The following is a 17,386-nucleotide window of genomic DNA, read 5'->3' as shown; positions in this document are numbered from 1 at the left end:
TGCCGCGAGCCGCCCGCCGCGCCGCAAGTCAGTCGATCGCGTCCTGCGCCGTCTCGCGCAGCATCGCCACCGCGACCAGCGACAGCACCACGCACGCGGCCACGTAGCCGGCTGGCGCAAGCTTGCTGCCGGTCGTCTTCACGAGCCAGGTCGCGATCAGCTGCGCGGTGCCGCCGAAGATCGTCACCGCGAGCGCATATGCGATCGAGATGCCGGTCGCGCGCACGTGGCGCGGCAGCGACTCGCACATCAGCGCCATTTCCGACGCCGAGCCGAGCGAATAGAACAGCAGCATCAGCGCGGTCAGCGGCAGGATCACCGACAGCGTCGGATGATGGTTCATCAGCCAGAACGCCGGGAACAGCAATACGACCAGCACGCCACGGCCGACGAAGATCGGCAGGCGCCGGCTGCCGAGCCGGTCCGACAGCCAGCCGAACAGCGGGCACGTGACCAGCATCACGCAACCCGACGCGACGCCGACGAACATCGACAGCTTCATCGGCAGGCCGAGCGTGTGGATCGCATAGGTCGGCATGTAGAACGTCAGGATGTAGGTCGACACCGTGCCGCCCATCACCGTGAGCATCAGCAGCACCACCGTGCGCGTGTGCTTCGAGAACAGCTCGTGCAGCACGCCGCGCTCGATGCCGTGATGGCGGTCGCCCGGCGCATCGTCGGCGAGCCGGCGGCGCAGATACATCCCGACCGGCGCGATCAGCACACCGACGAGGAACGGCAGCCGCCAGCCCCAGCTTTCGAGCGCATCCTTCGTCATCGTGTTCGACAGCAGCGCCGCGAAGCCCGAGCCCATCAGCGCGGCGCCGCCCTGTGTCGCGAGCTGCCAGCTCGCGCGGAATGCGCGGCGCGACGTGCCGCCCTGTTCGAGCAGCGTCGACGTCGCCGCGCCGAATTCGCCGCCCTGCGAGAAGCCCTGCAGCAGCCGCGCGAACACGACCAGCAGTGGCGCGGCCACGCCGACCTGCGCATAGGTCGGTGCGATCGCGATCAGGCCCGTGCCGAGCGCCATCAGCATGATCGTCAGGTTCAGCGCGGCCTTGCGCCCCTTGCGGTCCGCGTAGACGCCGAGCACGACGCTGCCGAGCGGCCGCGTGAAGAAGCCGGCCGCGAACGTCGCGACCGACAGCAGCAGCGACGTGGTCGGGTCGCTCGACGGGAAGAACAGCTTGCCGATCAGCACCGCGAAGAAGCCGTACACGGTGAAATCGAAGAATTCCAGCCAGTTGCCGATCACGGCCGCCGCGATTGCACCGCGCCGCGTGACGGCCGGTGCGCCTGGCGTGCTGGTTTCGGCGGCCCCCGTCGACGCGGGGTGCAGCGCGAGATGGTCTTTCTGCATCGTTATCGTCTCCTCTCAATGCGGCCGGAAGCGCCGGCCGCCCTCCGCCGCCGCGCTCACTGCCCGAGGTAACGCTCCACGAGACGTGTCCAGTACGCCGCGCCGATCGGCAGGTTGCGATCATTGAAGTCGTACTTCGGGTTGTGCACCATGCAGCCGTCCTCGCCTTCGCCGTTGCCGAGCCGCACGAACGAGCCCGGCCGCTGCTGCAGCATGAACGCGAAATCCTCGCTGCCCATCAGCAGGTCGGTCTGCTCGACCACGTGCGCGTCGCCGACGAGTTCGCGCGCGACCTGCGCGGCGAAATCCGTTTCGGTATCCGTATTGACGACGACCGGATAGCCTTCGATGTACTCGACGTTCGCGCTCGCGCCGTAGCTCGCCGCCTGCGTTTCGGCCAGCTCGGTGATGCGGCGCTTGAGCAGTGCGCGCACGTCGGGGCTGAACGAGCGCACGCTGAGTTCGAGGCGCGCGCCGTTCGGGATCACGTTGTTCGCGGTGCCTGCATGCATCGAGCCGACCGTGACGACCGCCGGCTGCGCGGGGTCGACGTTGCGCGCGACGATCGTCTGCAGCGCCATCACGATGCTCGCCGCGACGACCACCGGGTCGACCGTCAGGTGCGGGCGCGCCGCGTGACCGCCGACGCCTTCGATCGTGATGATCGCCTTGTCGCCGGCCGACATGAACGGGCCGCGCCGCGTGAGGAACACGCCGGGCGCCGCGCCCGGATGGTTGTGCATGCCGAACACGGCGTCGCACGGGAAGCGTTCGAACAGGCCGTCGTCGATCATCTTCTTCGCGCCGCTGTCGACGCCATGCTCTTCCGCCGGCTGGAAATACAGGTGCACGGTGCCGGAGAAATTGCGGGTCTTCGCGAGGTGCTGCGCGGCGCCGAGCAGCATCGTCGTGTGGCCGTCGTGGCCGCATGCGTGCATCTTGCCGTGCGTGCCGCTCGCATAGGGCAGCCCCGTCGCCTCGATGATCGGCAACGCATCCATGTCGGCGCGGATGCCGATGCTGCGCGTGCCGTCGCCTACGCGCAGCGTGCCGACCACACCCGTCTTGCCGACCCCGCGCGTCACCTGCCAGCCCCACTGTTCGAGCTTCTCGGCAACGAGCGCGGCCGTGTCGTGCTCTTCGTACGCGAGTTCGGGATGGTGGTGGATGTGGTGACGGATCTCGCGCAACCCGCCGGCGGCAGGCATCAGATCCTCGATCTCGGTGAATCGGGCGTCGGTCATCTAAGGGGCTCCAGCTTGTTTGTGTGTGCACGCGTGTCGCTGCGTGCGGGAAAGCGAGCCACTATAGCGAGCCGATATCAGTTCAATAAGATGCGGAATTTTTCACCGCGATAAGGTTTTTTAATCAGGGTTAGTACGGGCATGACCCGCCGCAGCGACCTCATCGAACGCCCTCCACACACGACCCGTTGATTTTTGAGACGAACGGTCTATTATTCGCACATGGACGTTCGAACTGATCCGCCTCGCCGTCGCGGCAGGCCACCGAAGCAGCACGAAGACCTCGTCGCCACGCGGGACATGCTGTTGCGCACCGGGCTGGTAGTGCTCACCGAGAAGGGCTTCTCGGCCACCGGGCTCGACGAGATCCTCGGGCGCGCGGGCGTGCCCAAGGGCTCCTTCTATCACTACTTCGACAGCAAGGAGGCGTTCGGCCTCGAACTGATCGACCGTTATGCCGACTTCTTCGCGCGCAAGCTGGACCGTCATTTCAGCGACCAGGAACGCTCGCCGCTGCAGCGCATCCGCGCGTTCGTCGACGATGCCCGGGACGGCATGGCCCGCTACGCGTACAGCCGCGGCTGCCTGATCGGCAATCTCGGGCAGGAAATGGGCGCGCTGCCCGAAAGTTTCCGCGCCCGCCTGCGCACCACGTTCGAGGACTGGCAACGCCGCCTCGCCGATTGCCTGGCCGCCGCGCAGCAGGCCGGCGAGCTGGCCGGTTCGGCCGATCCCGCCGAGCTGGCCGCCTTCTTCTGGATCGGCTGGGAAGGCGCCGTACTGCGCGCGAAACTGGAGCGCAGCGACGGGCCGCTGGCATTGTTCGCGCAGTTTTTCTTCAATGGATTACCACGCCGCTGAATTTTTTTGCCATTAACTAGACGATCGGTCTAGAAATTAGGAAGGAGGACGGGATGTTCCAGGGCATCGTGATCGACAAGGACGAAACCGGCCAGCACGCGCGGCTGCAAACGCTGGACGACGCGCAGTTGCCCGCGGGCAACGTGACGGTGCGCGTGGGTTATTCGACGCTGAACTACAAGGACGGGCTGGCGATTACCGGCAAGAGCCCGGTGGTCCGCAAGTTCCCGATGGTGCCCGGCATCGATCTGGTCGGGGAAGTCGAAGCGAGCACGCACCCGGACTATCGCCCCGGCGACCAGGTCGTACTCAACGGCTGGGGTGTCGGTGAAACGCACTGGGGCGGCCTCGCGCAGAAAGCCCGCGTCGATGGCGACTGGCTGGTGCCGCTGCCGTCCGCCTTTTCGCCGCAACAGGCGATGGCCATCGGCACGGCGGGCTACACCGCGATGCTGTGCGTGATGGCGCTGGAGCGACACGGCGTGCGCCCGGACGACGGCGAGATCGTGGTGACCGGCGCGGCAGGCGGAGTGGGCAGCGTCGCCACGGCCATCCTCGCAAAACTGGGATACCGCGTCATCGCGGTGACCGGCCGCCCCGCCGATGCCGACTACCTGCGCCAGCTCGGCGCGGCGGAGATCCTGGAGCGATCGCAATTCAGCGAACCCGGCCGGCCGCTGGGCAAGGAACGCTGGGCCGGCGCGGTCGACGTGGCGGGCAGCCACGTGCTCGCCAACGTGTGCGCGACCACGCGGTACCGCGGCGTCGTGACGGCCTGCGGCCTGGCCGCCGGCATGGATTTCCCCGCGACCGTCGCGCCGTTCATCCTGCGCGGCGTGACGCTCGTCGGGATCGACAGCGTCATGTGCCCGCGCGCCGATCGCCTGGAGGCATGGCGCCGGCTCGCGTCCGACCTCGACGTCGAGAAGCTGGGCACGATCAGCCACCAGGTCGGCCTGGGCGACGTGATTCCGCTTGCCGAGGCATTGATCGGCGGCAAGGTTCGCGGCCGCATCGTCGTCGACGTCAACGCGTGACGCCGACGACGACCACCCGCATTTCTTTATCCGGACGGCGGCTCGCGCATCGAGCGCGCCCGTGCCACTTTATCCAGGAGACCTCATGACCGCCGCAAACACCGCCCCCATCAGCCGCTTTCCCGTGCCCGCGCTCGACGATTTGCCCGAGGACATTCGCGAACGCATCGAGGCCGTCCAGGAAAAGTCGGGCTTCATCCCGAACGTGTTCCTGACCCTCGCGCATCGTCCGGACGAGTTTCGCGCGTTCATGGCTTATCACGACGCGCTGATGGACAAGCCGGGCAACCTGAGCAAGGCCGAACGCGAGATGATCGTCGTGGCCACCAGCAGCGTGAACCAGTGCCAGTACTGCGTCATCGCGCACGGTGCGATCCTGCGGATTCGCGCGAAGGATCCGCTGATCGCCGACCAGGTCGCCACCAACTACCGCAAGGCCGACATCACCGCCCGGCAGAAGGCGATGCTCGACTTCGCGATGAAGGTGTCGCAGGCCGCGCATCTGGTCGGAGAAGCAGACTTCGACACGCTCAAGTCGCATGGTTTCGTCGAAGAAGACGTGTGGGACATCATGGCGATCTCGGCGTTCTTCGGCATGTCCAACCGCATCGCGAACGTGACGAACATGCGGCCGAATGCGGAGTTCTACGCGCTGGGGCGCTGAGCGCGCACGCTGCTCGGCCGCGCGGGCGGGACGCGGTGCGTTCGTCGCGCCCGCCCGTCGTGTCGTTGAAGGACGCGAGCGCAAAGGTGCCCGCCGCAGCGGCCAAGGTCGCCGGCGTTCAGCTCGTCCCGTGCAAAAACAATCGGATCTCCTCCGCGAGCCAGTCGCGCAACGCACACACCTTCGGATCGTCGCGGCTGCCGATCCGGTAGATCAGGTCGTGACCGCGCTCGGCCTGCAACGCGTACTGCGGAAACGGCGCGACGAGACGCCCGGCGGCGATGTCGTCCGCGACGATCACGCTGCGCCCGAGCGCGACGCCCTCGCCGCGCATCGCCGCTTCGATCGCGAGGCTGCCGTGGCTGTACGCCGGCCCGCGATCGCTGCGCACCCCGCGGATCCCAGCCAGCGCGAACCATTGCTCCCAGTTCGCCAGCATCCGGTCCTCGTGCAGCAACGTGCAGCCGGCGATGCTCTCGACCGACGTCAGCCCGCCCATCTTCGCGCGATAGGCAGGACTGCAGACGGGTGTCACGGTTTCCTCGAGAATCCGCTCGGCCAGCACGCGCGGATAGCGGCCGCTGCCGTAGCGGATCGCCACGTCGGCCTCGCCTTCGTTCAGGTCGACGTGCGCGTCGGTCACGTCGAGATGGATGTCGAGTTCCGGATGCAGCGCCTTCAGCCGGTGCAGCCGCGGCGCGAGCCACTTGTTCGCGAACGACACGCTCGCGTTGATCTTCAGCCGCGTGACGCTGTCGTGCGCGCGTAGCCGCTCGGCCGCCTTCGTCAGCTCGCCCAGCGTGCGGTTCACGTCCAGCAGGAATTCGGCGCCGGCCTCGGTGAGGACGATGCGCCGCGTCAAGCGCCGGAACAGCGCGACGCCGAGATGGGCTTCGAGGTTCTTGATGTGCCGGCTCACCGCGCCGTGGGTGACGTGCAGTTCCTCGGCCGCCAGCGTCATGCTCAACAGCCGGCCGGTCGCCTCGAAGGCGCGCAGCGTTTGCAGCGGGGGAAGCCGGTCGAACACGATGACGTGACGTGTGAGTTGGACTCACGCATTGTATGTCGATAAATGATTTGTCAGCGCGGGCGGCGGCTCGCACTATCGAAGGCAGGCGCAGCAATCGACGGCCGTGCCGGCCGATATGGCGAATGCGCTCGTGCACCGCCTTGCGTCGCATGTCGGCGCCGGCATCGCGGCTGCGCTTCGTGCCTGAAGCCGCGACGCCCGGCGCGCGCTTCATTCGAGGCAGGCAGGCGCCGGGACGTAACGCTCATCATGGATCATCTTCTTTTCAAGCTCGTCGCCACCCCGCTGCTGCTCGTGGCGGCCACGCTCGCCGCGCGCCGCTGGGGCGAAGCGATCGGCGGGCTGCTGGTCGGACTGCCGCTCACGTCGGGGCCGGTGTCGGTATTCCTCGCGCTGGAGCACGGCCCGGCGTTCGCCGCGCACGCGACGGCCGGCTCGCTCGTCGCCACCGCCGGGCAGGCCGCCTTCTGCATCGCCTACTGCAAACTGGCGAAACGCGGCTGGCCCGCTGCGCTGGCCGGCGCCGGCATCGCGTTTTCCGTCGTCGCGTTTTCCGTCGTCGCGTTTTTGCTCAAGGCGAGCGCGCTGCCGGAGACGAGCCTGTTCCTGATCGCGATCCTCGCGGTCGCGCTCGTGCTGAGCATCGTGCCTGCCAGCCCGGTCAGGGCCGCGCGGCTCGATCCGCCGCGCTGGGACTTGCCGCTGCGCATGGTGCTGATCGCGGGCCTCGTGGTCGGCGTGACGATGATCGCGCCCTACGTCGGGCCGGAAACGAGCGGCGTGCTCGCGTCGTTCCCGTTCATGGTGATCATCCTGGCCGTCTTCGCGCATCGCATGAACGGCCCGGCCGCCGCGCAGCAATTGATGCGCGGGATGGCCACCGGGCTGCTGAGCTTCGCCGCGTTTTTCCACGTGCTGAGCCTGACGCTCACGCGGCTGCACCTCGTGCCGGCCTACGGGCTCGCGATCGTCTGCACGCTCGCGGTTCAGGCCGTGTCGCTATACCGGATGCGCGTGCCGGTCGCGGTGTCGACCGAGTAAGCCGAACCGGGCGGTGCGTCGCGCCCGCCTATCGACTCCGATAAACGACACCCTCACCCGGTTCCGGCTCGGCCTCGGCCGCGTCGTCGAAGCGCCGCTGCGCGTCCGCGATCGGCTGCCTGTTCTGGTCCGTCCACGAAACGAGCGCCCTCACGGGCTCCAGCAGCGTTTCGCCGAGCGGCGTCAGCGCATAGTCGACCCGCGGCGGAATCGTCGGGAACACCGTCCGTGTGATCAGCCCGTCGCGCTCCAGCGCGCGCAGCGTCAACGTCAGCATGCGCTGCGAAATCCCGTCGATATCGCGCTTCAGTTCGTTGAAGCGCCGCGAACCGTGGTTCAGCGTGACGATGATGTAGAGACTCCACTTGTCGCCGATCCGGGCGAGGATCTCGCGCGTCGTCTCGCAGTCTTTTCGGTTGGAGCAGGCCATGGTGTCGGGTACATCGATGTAACTGGGGCACAACGTTGTGCGTTCTTGTGGCGTTCGGGCGCGAACCCTAGCATTCCACATGCCTTTTGGTAACCGAGTTATCAAAAGTTACCGGGTTCTCATCTTATCCTTAAAGGAATGCTCATGAGCCGCATCCTGCTGATCACATCCAGCCCCCGCAGCATCGACAGCCTGTCCACGCGCTTTGCGCACGACCTCGCCCGCCAGCTCGCGCAGGACGACAGCGCGGACGCAGTGACCCTGCGCGACCTGTCCGCCGAGCCGCTTCCGCACATCGACGACGCGTACATCGTCGGCCGCACGCTGCCGCCGGAAGCACGCAGCGCGGAACAGGCGCAGGCAGTCGGGCTCGCGGAAGTGCTGGTCGACGAACTGCGCGCCGCCGACATCATCGTGATCGGCTCGGCGATGACCAACTTCGGCCCGTCCACGCAGTTGCGCGCGTGGTTCGACCGCGTGATCTGGCCGCAGGTCACGTTTCGCTATGGCGAAAGCGGCGTCACCGGGACGCTGGAAGGCAAGCAGGTCTATCTGGTGACCGCCAGCGGCGGCGTCTATTCCGACGGCCCGTATGCACCCTTCGACTACCAGACCGGTTACCTGAAGCATCTGCTCGGGTTCATCGGCCTCACCGACGTCCGCGAGCTGCGCGTCGAAGGCACCTCGCAGGGTGCGGAGGCGGCGCAAGCGGCGATCGCGAAAACCGGGCAGGCATTGCATGCGCTGGTGGAACAGGCTGGTTGATACGAAGGCGCACCCGTCGATCGCATGGGCACTGCCGACCGATGCCGGCGCGCAGGTGCATGCGCCAGCATCGGTCAGCCGCTCACGCCGCCTGGGTAGCACGGCGAATGTCAGCGCTCACTCCAGCCCCTTCAGTGCCTCCAGCCCGTCCGGCAGCTTCGCATCCGGAAACTGCGTCGACAGCGTCGCGTCACGCCACTGCGCGGCCTCTTCCGCACGCTGCTTCTCCGCCTGCTCGCACACGAACAGCGCGTCGCCACCGAGCAGCAAACGCATCGGCACATCCTCGCGGCGCGACAGCTCGACGATCAGCGCCGCGATCCGCGCCGGATCGCCCACTTCGTGGCCGCCGTACGCGCCGAGCAGCTCGAGAATCTTCCCGACCGACGGCTGATAGTCAGGCAGCAGACCGTCGACGCCGCGCTTCGCCTGCGCGGCCCAGTCGGTACGCATCCCGCCCGGCTCGAGCGTGCAGACGCGCACGCCGAACGGCGCGACTTCCTTCGACAGCACGTCGCTGAACCCGCCGACCGCCCACTTCGCAGCCTGATACGCGGACAAGCCGGCCGTGGACGTGCGCCCGCCGACCGACGACACCTGGAAGATGTGTCCCGCGCGCTGCGCGCGCATCGTCGGCAACACCGCACGCGTCAGGTTGATCACGCCGAACAGGTTCGTTTCGATCTGGTCGCGGAAATCGTCGGCACCCATCTGCTCGAACGGCGCCGTGTGGCCGTAGCCCGCGTTGTTCACCAGCACGTCGATGCGGCCGAACGCGTCGCGTGCCGCCGCGACGGCCTGCGCGGCCGCCGCTTCATCGGTGACGTCGAGCGCGACCGGCAGCAATCGGTCACCATGACGCTCGGCCAGATCGGCCAGCCGCCCGGGATCGCGCGCACCGGCCACCAGCCGGTCGCCCGCCGCCAGCACGGCTTCCGAAATCGCTCGCCCCAGGCCGCGCGCGGCCCCTGTTACCAGCCAGACTTTCGACATTTTTCCACTCCTTGATCGTAGTGAAACCACAAAATGAATGATTACTCACTCATTAATAACGGCGATGTACCGGTCGTTCATGACCTCCATCGCCCTGCCTGAAACCCGCTACCCGTCACCGGCGCGGCGCGTGAGCGTGAAACCGCACACGCCGCCACGACGGCAACTCTTGCCTCACACCGCGTGCAACACGGCCCACAACGCGCGAAACCCGGCCTCCCGGTACGCATCGGCCCGCGCCGGATCGCGTGCGATCGACTCCATCGCCGTTTCCGCGATCGACGTAAACAACGCTGCGCAGAACGCATGCGCTTCGTCGAGTTTCAGCGCGCCCGACGCCGCCACCTGCTCGCGCAGCAGCGCATTGATCCCGCCGAAGCCTTCGGCGCCGGCCGCGCGATGCGCATCGTCGATGCGCCCGCTCACGCCGAGCTGCTGCAGCGCGCGCCGCCCGTCCGGATTCGCGACGCCCCACGACACATAACCGTTCCACGCATGCCGCACGGCCTGCTCGACCGGCGCGTGTTCCGGAAACCCGGCCATCATCGCTTCGCGCATCCCGGCCTTCAGGCTCACGTACAGCGCGTTCAGCAACGCGTCCTTGGTCTCGAAATACGTGAACACCGTGCCTTCCGCCACGCCGGCGAGCCGCGCGATGCGCGCGGTCGTCGCGGTTGCGCCGTCCTCGGCGAGCGCGCGAGCGGCCGCGGCGAGGATGGCTTCGTGCTTGTCGGGACTGCGCGGTCGGGCCACGTTCGATTCCTTTAATGAGTGAGCGCTCAATCATAATGGGGCGATCATGCGGAATGCAAGGCCTGTTACATCCGGGCGAACCCATACACAATCCGTCAAAACCGGGCACTATTAGCGTTTTCACGTACTGGTGCGTTCACGTATCGGCGCCCGGTGCCTTGACGTTCGTTTCACGTTCACCGTTTCACACCGCGAACCTCCCATGACGAATCAGCCTACTCAGACCGCGGCCGACCGGCCCGTCGACATGATCATCTTCGGCGGCGGCGGCGACCTGGCCGCCCGCAAGCTGTTGCCCGCGCTGTACATGGCGCACCTGCACTGCAACCTTCCGCCCGAGACACGCATCATCGCGGTCGGCCGCCGCGACTGGGGCATCGACGGCTATCGCAAGTTCATGGACGAGCAGTCGCGCCCGTTCATCGACGAAAAGGCGTTCGACGCCGCGGCCTGGAGCCGTTTCCTCGACCTGTTCAAGTACGTGCTGATCGACGTGAACGCGCCGGACGACTACCTGCGGCTCGCGGAAGCGGCGCGCGGCGATGCGATCCGCGTGTTCTACCTGTCGACGTCGCCGGAGCTGTTCACCACCATCTGCGACAACCTGTCGGCCGCGCACCTCGTCGACAAGCACTCACGCGTCGTCCTCGAGAAGCCACTCGGCCACGATCTCGCGTCCGCGAAGGCGATCAACGATGCGGTCGGCAAGCACTTCGAGGAATCGCAGATCTATCGGATCGACCACTATCTCGGCAAGGAAACCGTGCAGAACCTGATGGTGCTGCGTTTCGGCAACCCGATCTTCGGGCCGCTGTGGCAGGCGCCCAGCATCCGCAGCGTGCAGATCACGGTGGCGGAGTCGGTGGGTGTCGGCAGCCGCGCGGGCTTCTACGACCATACCGGCGCGCTGCGCGACATGGTGCAGAACCACCTGCTGCAGTTGCTGTGCATCGTCGCGATGGAACCGCCCGTGTCGCTCGACCCGGACGCGGTGCGCGACGAGAAGCTGAAGGTGTTGCGCTCGCTACGGCCGATGGCGGTGGCCGACGTCGCGCGCGACACGGTGCGCGGCCAGTACACGGCCGGCGCGGTCGACGGCCAGCCGGTGAAGGGCTATCTCGAGGAAGACAACGTGCCGGCGGACAGCCGCGCGGAAACCTTCGTCGCGCTGCGCGCGCACATCAACAACTGGCGCTGGGCGAACGTGCCGTTCTTCCTGCGCACCGGCAAGCGGCTGCAGCGCCGCCAGTCGGAAATCGTGATCGAGTTCGCGGACATGCCGTTCTCGATCATCCCGACCGGCCCGCGCCACTACAGCAACCGCCTCGTGATCCAGCTCCAGCCGGAAGAGTCGATCCAGCTGCAGATGCTCGCGAAGGAACCGGGCAGCGGGATGAACATGGTGCCCGTGAGCCTGAACCTCGACCTGCAGCAGGCGATTCCGGAGCGGCGCGCGGAAGCGTACGAGCGTTTGCTGATCGACGTGATCCGCGGCCGCCTCACGCACTTCATGCGCCGCGACGAGCTCGAAGCCGCGTGGTCGTGGGTCGAGCCGATCCTCGACGGCTGGAAGCAGCTCGGCGACCGGCCGCGCCTGTACACGGCCGGCACGTTCGGTCCCGCGGCTTCGTCGGCGCTGCTCGCGCGCGACGGGATGTCGTGGTCTGAAGAGGCGTAACCGCCGCACGACGGCGTGCCGCCAGTGCGGCACGCCGGATCGCACCTCAAATGGGGCGCGCCCCGCCCCGTCCCTCTGCCGCCTACCGCGGCTCCAGCCACGATGGAGCCTTGCGCCGTCCCGGCGCCTCATTGCCGCCGCCGCCCAGCGCCTCGATCAGGTAATCGACGAACGACGCGATCCGCGACGAGATCGCGGTATTGCGGTAGTACACCGCGTGGATCGGCTGCTCGACCTCGAGCGTCTGGCGCGCGAGCACCTGCACGAGCCGGCCCGCTTCGCGATCCTGCGCGGTCAAGAAATCCGACAGGCACGCGACGCCCGCGCCATCGAGCGCGAGCTGCCGGAGCGTCTCGCCGCTCGACGACCGGATGCCGGGCTCGATGCGGCACGGTTCGCCATCGGTACCGAGAATCGGCCACACGTTCAGCGATTCGGGCTGCGTGAAGCCGAGCAGCGTGTGCTTGTCGAGATCCTCCACCTTGCGCGGCTGGCCGTGCGCCGCGACATACGCGGGGCTCGCGAGCATGCGTATCCGGCTGGTGCCGATGCGCCGGCTGTGCAGCGTCGAATCCTTCAGCCTGCCGATCCGGAAAGCGACGTCGGTGCGCCGCTCCAGCAGGTCGATGATGCCCTCGTTGCTGTTCAGCTCCAGCTCGACCTTCGGGAAGCGTTCGCGATAGCCGCGCACGAGCGGCACGATCACATGCAGCATGAACGGCGTCGCCGCATCGATACGCAGCCGCCCCGACGGCATTTCGCGCCGCGCGAGCATCTGCTCCTCCGCCGTCTCGACCGATTCGATGATCGCGCGCGCGTCCTGCAGGAACGCGCGCCCTTCCTCGGTCAGTTCGAGCCGGCGCGTGGTCCGGCGCAGCAGCGTGGTCTTCAGCTTCTCCTCGAGCCGCCCGAGCGTGCGGCTCGCCGCGGACACCGTGAGGTCGAGCTGCTGCGCGGCAGCCGTGATCGAGCCGGAATCGACCACGGCGGTAAAGGCCTGGAGTTCGTCGAGCGTGATCTTCATGGCGGCACTATTGATTTGAAATCAAAACAATTTGGTTTATAGACCCGTTTTTCGGCAAAAGTAAAGGCGGCACACTGCGCTCCATCCTCACCGGACCTGGAGCACCCATCATGCCACTCGCCCTGCTTGCGCTGACCATCAGCGCATTTGCCATCGGTACCACCGAATTCGTGATCGTCGGGCTGATCCCGACGATCGGCGCCGACCTCGGCGTCAGCCTGCCGTCCGCCGGTCTGCTCGTCAGCCTTTACGCACTGAGCGTCGCGATCGGTGCGCCGCTCCTCACCGCACTCACCGGCCGCGTGCCGCGCAAGACCCTGCTCGCCGCACTGATGGCGCTGTTCACCGTCGGCAACCTCGTCGCGTGGCAAGCGCCCGGCTATGAATCGCTGATCGTCGCGCGCATCCTCACCGGCCTCGCGCACGGCGTGTTCTTCTCGGTCGGCTCGATCATCGCGACCACGCTCGTGCCGAAGGAAAAGGCCGCCAGCGCAATCGCGACAATGTTCAGCGGGATGACCGTCGCGTTCGTCGCCGGCATTCCGCTCGGCACCTTCATCGGTCAGCACTTTGGCTGGCGCGCAACCTTCCTGGTCGTCGCGCTGTTCGGCCTCGTCGCGTTCATCGGTGCGGTCGCGTTCGTGCCGCGCGGGTTGCCGCAAACGGCGCCCGCGCCGCTCGCCCGCCAGTTCCGCGTGCTCGCGCAACCTCGCCTGCTGCTGGTCTATGCGATGACGGCCGTCGGCTACGGCGGGTCGCTGATCGCGTTCACGTACATGGCGCCGCTGCTCGAGCAGATCGCCGGCTTCACGCCGTCGCAGGTCAGCCTCGTGCTCGTCGGCCTCGGCCATACGCCGTGGATCGCGGCGGCCGTCACGCTCGGCGCATTCGCGCTCACCGCACTGAGCGGCCGGCTCGACCGCAGCGCTGGCCTGCCGGAACGCACGGCCGAACCGGTTCAACTCGCGCATTGAACGTCACTTTTTTGCAGGAGTCTGCACCCATGAACGCATCGACCCCACGCCCGCCGTTCGCCGGCAAGACGTTCGAAGTGCGCTACGACGGCCTCACCGCGCTCAACGCGTACGACGATGACGGCCGCCACATGCGCTACGAGATCACCGAAGGCCCGTACGCGGGTGCGAAGGGCGAAGTCGCCTGCACGTGGCAGCACATCGCCGGCGAAACCTACGCGATCTCGTGGCAGGAAGCCGACCGCGCGACGGTCGTGCATATCGACGATTTCGCCGCCGGCACGTCGCGGTCGTTCTTCACCGCGTCGTCGCTCGACTTCTACCGGCTCGAAGGCAGCCTGCGCGCGATCTGAACGGAACCCGACCATGTCCCCTGCTCTCACTGCACTCGACAGACTCGCCGACGGCGGCTTCAGCATCGGCCTCGAACTGCCGCTCGACAACGACTGGTCGCCGGCCGGCGACGCGCAGCGCCAGCGCGACGGCCGCCGGCCCGGCGTGCCCGATCTCGACATCCATGCGGAGCTCGCGCAACTGGCCGACACGCTCGGCTTCCGCGCGCTCTGGGTGCGCGACGTGCCGGTGTACGACCCCGCGTTCGGCGAGGCCGCGCAGGTGTTCGAAACCTTCTCGTATCTCGGCTACCTCGCCGGCATCACGAACGACATCCTGCTCGGCACGGCGGCCGTCGTGCTGCCGCTGCGCGAGCCGCTGCTGACGCTGAAATCAGCGGCGACGATCCAGGAACTGAGCGGCGGCCGCCTGCTGCTCGGCGTCGCCAGCGGCGACCGGCCCGTCGAATATCCGCTGTTCGGCCGCGATTTCGCGTCACGCGGCGCGAATTTCCGCGACCAGATCGCGCTGCTGCGCGACGGCGCGCGCGGACACCTGCCGCCCGGTCTCGACGTGCTGCCCGCCGCCCGTTCGCCGCTGCCGCTGCTCGTCGCCGGTCTCGCGCAGCAAACGCCCGCGTGGATCGGCGAGCACATGGACGGCTGCCTCGCGTATCCCGGCTCGCCGGACGACCACCGGCAGCGCGCCGCGAACTGGCGCGCGGTGGCCGGCGACAAGCCGTACGTGAGCTTCATCCACCTCGATCTCGCGGAAGACCCGCACGCGCCACTGCAGCGGCACCGCTTCGGCGCCCGCGCGGGGCGTCTCGCGCTCATCGGGGAGCTGGCGGCCATGCGCGACGCCGGCGTGCGGCACATCGGCCTGCATCTGCGCCGCAACCGCCGCTCGCTCGACGAAACGATGGCCGAGATCGCAGCAGACGTGCTGCCGGTGTTCCACGCGGATGAAAACGCGCGGACACGCGTTGCATGACGCCGGCAAAACCCACTCTCGATACTTGATTTCAGATCAAATATTTTTGACCTGCAACGGCGTTTATCTCACCAATCCAACACGCCAGAATGGCTTCCATAGCGAACCCGTTCCACTCTTCCAGGAGCACACGATGAGCAAGATTCCCGCATTCGGCCTCGGTACTTTCCGCCTGCAAGGCCAGGCTGTCATCGACTCGGTCCGCAACGGCCTCGAGGTCGGCTACCGCGCGATCGACACCGCGCAGATCTACGGCAACGAAGCCGAAGTCGGCGAAGCGATTGCCGCGTCGGGCGTGGCCCGCGACGACCTGTTCCTCACGACCAAGATCTGGGTCGACAACTATGCGCCGGACAAGCTGGTGCCGAGCCTCGAAGAAAGCCTGCGCAAGCTGCGCACCGATCATGTCGACCTGACACTGATCCACTGGCCGGCACCGGACAACGGCGTCGCGCTCGACACGTTCATGACCGCCCTCGCCGATGCGAAGGCGCAGGGCCTCACGCGCCAGATCGGCATCTCGAACTTCAACATCGAACTGACGAAGCAGGCGATCGCGGCCGTCGGCAAGGAGGCGATCGCGACGAACCAGATCGAGTTGAGCCCGTACCTGCAGAACCGCAAGCTCGTCGAGTTCCTGAACGCCGAAGGCATCCACGTGACGTCGTACATGACGCTCGCGTACGGCAAGGTGCTCGGCGATCCGGTGATCGGCGCGATCGCGCAGCGTCACGACGCGACGCCCGCGCAGGTCGCACTCGCGTGGGCGTTGCAGCTCGGCTACTCGGTGATCCCGTCGTCGACGAAGCGCGAGAACCTCGCGAGCAACCTGCTCGCGCAGACGCTGCGCCTGACCGACGACGACATGGCGCAGATCGCCGCGCTCGAGCGCAACGGCCGCGAAGTCGACCCGGCCGGCCTCGCGCCGAAGTGGGACTGAACGCGCCACCCCGTCACTCACCCTTTGATCCGCCGTGGCCCGCAGGCCGCGGCACCGACAGGACATCCCCATGACCCCGGACCCGCTTTTTCAACCGCTGCGACTCGGCGCACTGACGCTGCCGAACCGCATCGTGATGCCGCCGATGACGCGCTCGCGCGCCAGCCAGCCCGGCGACGAAGCCAACGAACTGATGGCCGCGTATTACGCGCAGCGCGCGAGCGCGGGCCTGATCGTCAGCGAAGGCACCTATATCGCGCCACTCGGCAAGGGCTACGCATGGACGCCCGGCATTCACACGCCGTCGCAGGTCACCGGCTGGCGCAAGGTGACGGACGCAGTGCACGCCGCGCATGGCCGGATCTTCGCGCAGCTGTGGCACGTCGGCCGGCTGAGCCACACGAGCCTGCTCGGTGGACAACAACCTGTGTCGTCGTCGCCGCTCCAGGCGAAAGGCGTGAACGTGTTCGTCGCCGGCGAAGACGGCAGCACGCCGGGCTTCGTGCAGGCATCCGAGCCGCGCGCGCTGTCGATCGACGAAATCCGCGAGATCGTCGATCAATACCGCGCCGCCGCGCGCCATGCGATCGAAGCCGGCTTCGACGGCGTCGAGCTGCACGGCGCGAACGGCTATCTCGTCAACCAGTTCATCGACTCGAATGCGAACACGCGCACCGACGCGTACGGCGGCTCGCTCGAAAACCGGCTGCGCTTCCTGCGCGAAGTCACGCAGGCGCTGATCGAAGGCACCGGCGACGCGTCGCGCGTCGGCATCCGCCTCGCGCCGCTGACGACGCTGAACGGCTGCGTCGACGACGATCCGGAAACGACCTACCTTGCGGCCGCGACGCTGCTCGGCGAACTCGGCGTCGGCTACCTGCACATCGCGGAAGCCGACTGGGACGACGCGCCGCTGATGCCGGTCGAGTTCAAGCGGCAACTGCGCGCCGCGTACCCGGGCGTGCTGATCTACGCCGGCGCGTACACCGCCGAGCGTGCGCGCGACGCGCTCGCCGCCGGCTGGGCCGACCTCGTCGCGTTCGGCCGCCCGTTCGTCGCGAACCCCGACCTGCCCGAGCGCCTGCGCACCGGCGCGGCACTCGCGCCGCACGACCGCAACACGCTGTTCGGCGGCGGCAAGCTGTGAAGCGTCAAGAGGTTGTTTCTCGACGCAGGAAGTCTCGCCATCGGCGCAATGCCGCCGATGGCGCTATGAGCCCGATGCCAGTTGTAGTGATGCTGCCAACTCGCCAGGGCTTCGATGCG

At 67.5% G+C, this 17,386-nt stretch carries 18 protein-coding genes and 1 pseudogene; 11 read left to right on the top strand and 8 right to left on the bottom strand.

Annotation, left to right across the window (positions count from 1 at the left end; translation table 11 throughout):
• Positions 1-28: 28 nt before the first annotated feature.
• The gene (locus G3N61_RS11275) at positions 29-1,360 is read right to left on the bottom strand and encodes an MFS transporter (RefSeq protein WP_089451772.1); all 1,332 of its coding nucleotides are present in this window, start codon (positions 1,358-1,360) and stop codon (positions 29-31) included.
• A gap of 56 nt (positions 1,361-1,416) precedes the next feature.
• Entirely contained in the window at positions 1,417-2,604 is a 1,188-nt protein-coding gene (locus tag G3N61_RS11270; protein ID WP_089451771.1) for a M20 aminoacylase family protein, read from the bottom strand.
• Between the two features lie 222 nt (positions 2,605-2,826).
• On the opposite strand from G3N61_RS11270, the gene G3N61_RS11265 reads away from it, so the two are divergent.
• From G3N61_RS11265 to G3N61_RS11255, 3 genes are all read left to right on the top strand, one after another.
• Positions 2,827-3,465 (top strand): TetR/AcrR family transcriptional regulator, encoded by a 639-nt coding sequence (locus G3N61_RS11265; RefSeq protein ID WP_205822415.1) that lies wholly within the window; start codon positions 2,827-2,829, stop codon positions 3,463-3,465.
• Positions 3,466-3,518: 53 nt separating this feature from the next.
• Positions 3,519-4,502: an MDR family oxidoreductase gene (locus G3N61_RS11260; RefSeq protein WP_205822414.1), complete on the top strand. Its 984-nt coding sequence runs from the start codon at positions 3,519-3,521 to the stop codon at positions 4,500-4,502.
• Positions 4,503-4,587: 85 nt separating this feature from the next.
• Positions 4,588-5,166 carry a peroxidase-related enzyme gene (locus G3N61_RS11255; RefSeq protein ID WP_205822413.1) on the top strand — a complete coding sequence of 193 codons (579 nt, stop codon included), beginning with the start codon at positions 4,588-4,590 and terminating at the stop codon, positions 5,164-5,166.
• 118 nt (positions 5,167-5,284) lie between these two features.
• On the opposite strand, the gene gcvA is transcribed toward G3N61_RS11255, so the two are convergent.
• Entirely contained in the window at positions 5,285-6,193 is a 909-nt protein-coding gene (gcvA, locus tag G3N61_RS11250; RefSeq protein WP_089451712.1) for a transcriptional regulator GcvA, read from the bottom strand.
• Between the two features lie 252 nt (positions 6,194-6,445).
• On the opposite strand from gcvA, the gene G3N61_RS11245 reads away from it, so the two are divergent.
• Positions 6,446-7,237: a hypothetical protein gene (locus tag G3N61_RS11245; protein WP_205822412.1), complete on the top strand. Its 792-nt coding sequence runs from the start codon at positions 6,446-6,448 to the stop codon at positions 7,235-7,237.
• Between the two features lie 28 nt (positions 7,238-7,265).
• On the opposite strand, the gene G3N61_RS11240 is transcribed toward G3N61_RS11245, so the two are convergent.
• The gene (locus G3N61_RS11240) at positions 7,266-7,667 is read right to left on the bottom strand and encodes a helix-turn-helix domain-containing protein (protein ID WP_205822411.1); all 402 of its coding nucleotides are present in this window, start codon (positions 7,665-7,667) and stop codon (positions 7,266-7,268) included.
• A gap of 144 nt (positions 7,668-7,811) precedes the next feature.
• On the opposite strand from G3N61_RS11240, the gene G3N61_RS11235 reads away from it, so the two are divergent.
• Positions 7,812-8,432, top strand: a complete 621-nt coding sequence (locus tag G3N61_RS11235; RefSeq protein WP_205822410.1) for an NAD(P)H-dependent oxidoreductase — start codon at positions 7,812-7,814, stop codon at positions 8,430-8,432.
• Positions 8,433-8,549: 117 nt separating this feature from the next.
• On the opposite strand, the gene G3N61_RS11230 is transcribed toward G3N61_RS11235, so the two are convergent.
• On the bottom strand, positions 8,550-9,425 hold the full coding sequence (locus G3N61_RS11230) for an SDR family NAD(P)-dependent oxidoreductase (protein ID WP_205822409.1): 876 nt from the start codon (positions 9,423-9,425) through the stop codon (positions 8,550-8,552).
• A 174-nt stretch (positions 9,426-9,599) separates the two neighbouring features.
• Complete coding sequence (locus G3N61_RS11225) at positions 9,600-10,178, bottom strand: TetR/AcrR family transcriptional regulator (protein ID WP_205822408.1); 579 nt, start codon at positions 10,176-10,178, stop codon at positions 9,600-9,602.
• A 202-nt stretch (positions 10,179-10,380) separates the two neighbouring features.
• On the opposite strand from G3N61_RS11225, the gene zwf reads away from it, so the two are divergent.
• Positions 10,381-11,856 (top strand): glucose-6-phosphate dehydrogenase, encoded by a 1,476-nt coding sequence (gene zwf, locus G3N61_RS11220; protein WP_089451708.1) that lies wholly within the window; start codon positions 10,381-10,383, stop codon positions 11,854-11,856.
• 82 nt (positions 11,857-11,938) lie between these two features.
• Here zwf and G3N61_RS11215 read toward each other — a convergent pair whose 3' ends face one another.
• On the bottom strand, positions 11,939-12,880 hold the full coding sequence (locus G3N61_RS11215) for a LysR substrate-binding domain-containing protein (RefSeq protein WP_089451707.1): 942 nt from the start codon (positions 12,878-12,880) through the stop codon (positions 11,939-11,941).
• 110 nt (positions 12,881-12,990) lie between these two features.
• Here G3N61_RS11215 and G3N61_RS11210 point away from each other — a divergent pair, with 110 nt between their 5' ends.
• The 5 genes from G3N61_RS11210 (at position 12,991) to G3N61_RS11190 (ending at position 17,267) form a co-directional block, all read left to right on the top strand.
• The gene (locus G3N61_RS11210) at positions 12,991-13,854 is read left to right on the top strand and encodes an MFS transporter (protein ID WP_205822407.1); all 864 of its coding nucleotides are present in this window, start codon (positions 12,991-12,993) and stop codon (positions 13,852-13,854) included.
• A 29-nt stretch (positions 13,855-13,883) separates the two neighbouring features.
• Complete coding sequence (locus G3N61_RS11205; RefSeq protein WP_043180988.1) at positions 13,884-14,207, top strand: hypothetical protein; 324 nt, start codon at positions 13,884-13,886, stop codon at positions 14,205-14,207.
• A gap of 13 nt (positions 14,208-14,220) precedes the next feature.
• Positions 14,221-15,180, top strand: coding sequence for a TIGR03571 family LLM class oxidoreductase (locus G3N61_RS11200; protein ID WP_205822406.1), 960 nt, complete (start codon positions 14,221-14,223; stop codon positions 15,178-15,180).
• 133 nt (positions 15,181-15,313) lie between these two features.
• Positions 15,314-16,120 (top strand): 2,5-didehydrogluconate reductase DkgB, encoded by an 807-nt coding sequence (gene dkgB / locus G3N61_RS11195; protein ID WP_043180991.1) that lies wholly within the window; start codon positions 15,314-15,316, stop codon positions 16,118-16,120.
• 70 nt (positions 16,121-16,190) lie between these two features.
• The gene (locus G3N61_RS11190; RefSeq protein WP_205822405.1) at positions 16,191-17,267 is read left to right on the top strand and encodes an alkene reductase; all 1,077 of its coding nucleotides are present in this window, start codon (positions 16,191-16,193) and stop codon (positions 17,265-17,267) included.
• Here the strand turns inward: G3N61_RS11190 and G3N61_RS11185 are convergent.
• Positions 17,261-17,386 (bottom strand): annotated as a pseudogene (locus G3N61_RS11185) (IS481 family transposase); the annotation flags it as partial. The gene G3N61_RS11190 and the pseudogene G3N61_RS11185 sit on opposite strands and share 7 nt — an antisense overlap.

It is taken from the genome of Burkholderia sp. Ac-20349 (genome assembly GCF_017104865.1).
GTDB lineage: Bacteria > Pseudomonadota > Gammaproteobacteria > Burkholderiales > Burkholderiaceae > Burkholderia > Burkholderia aenigmatica.
Note: the sequence above shows the minus strand (reverse complement) of the source record. Positions and strands in the feature narration are given on the sequence as shown.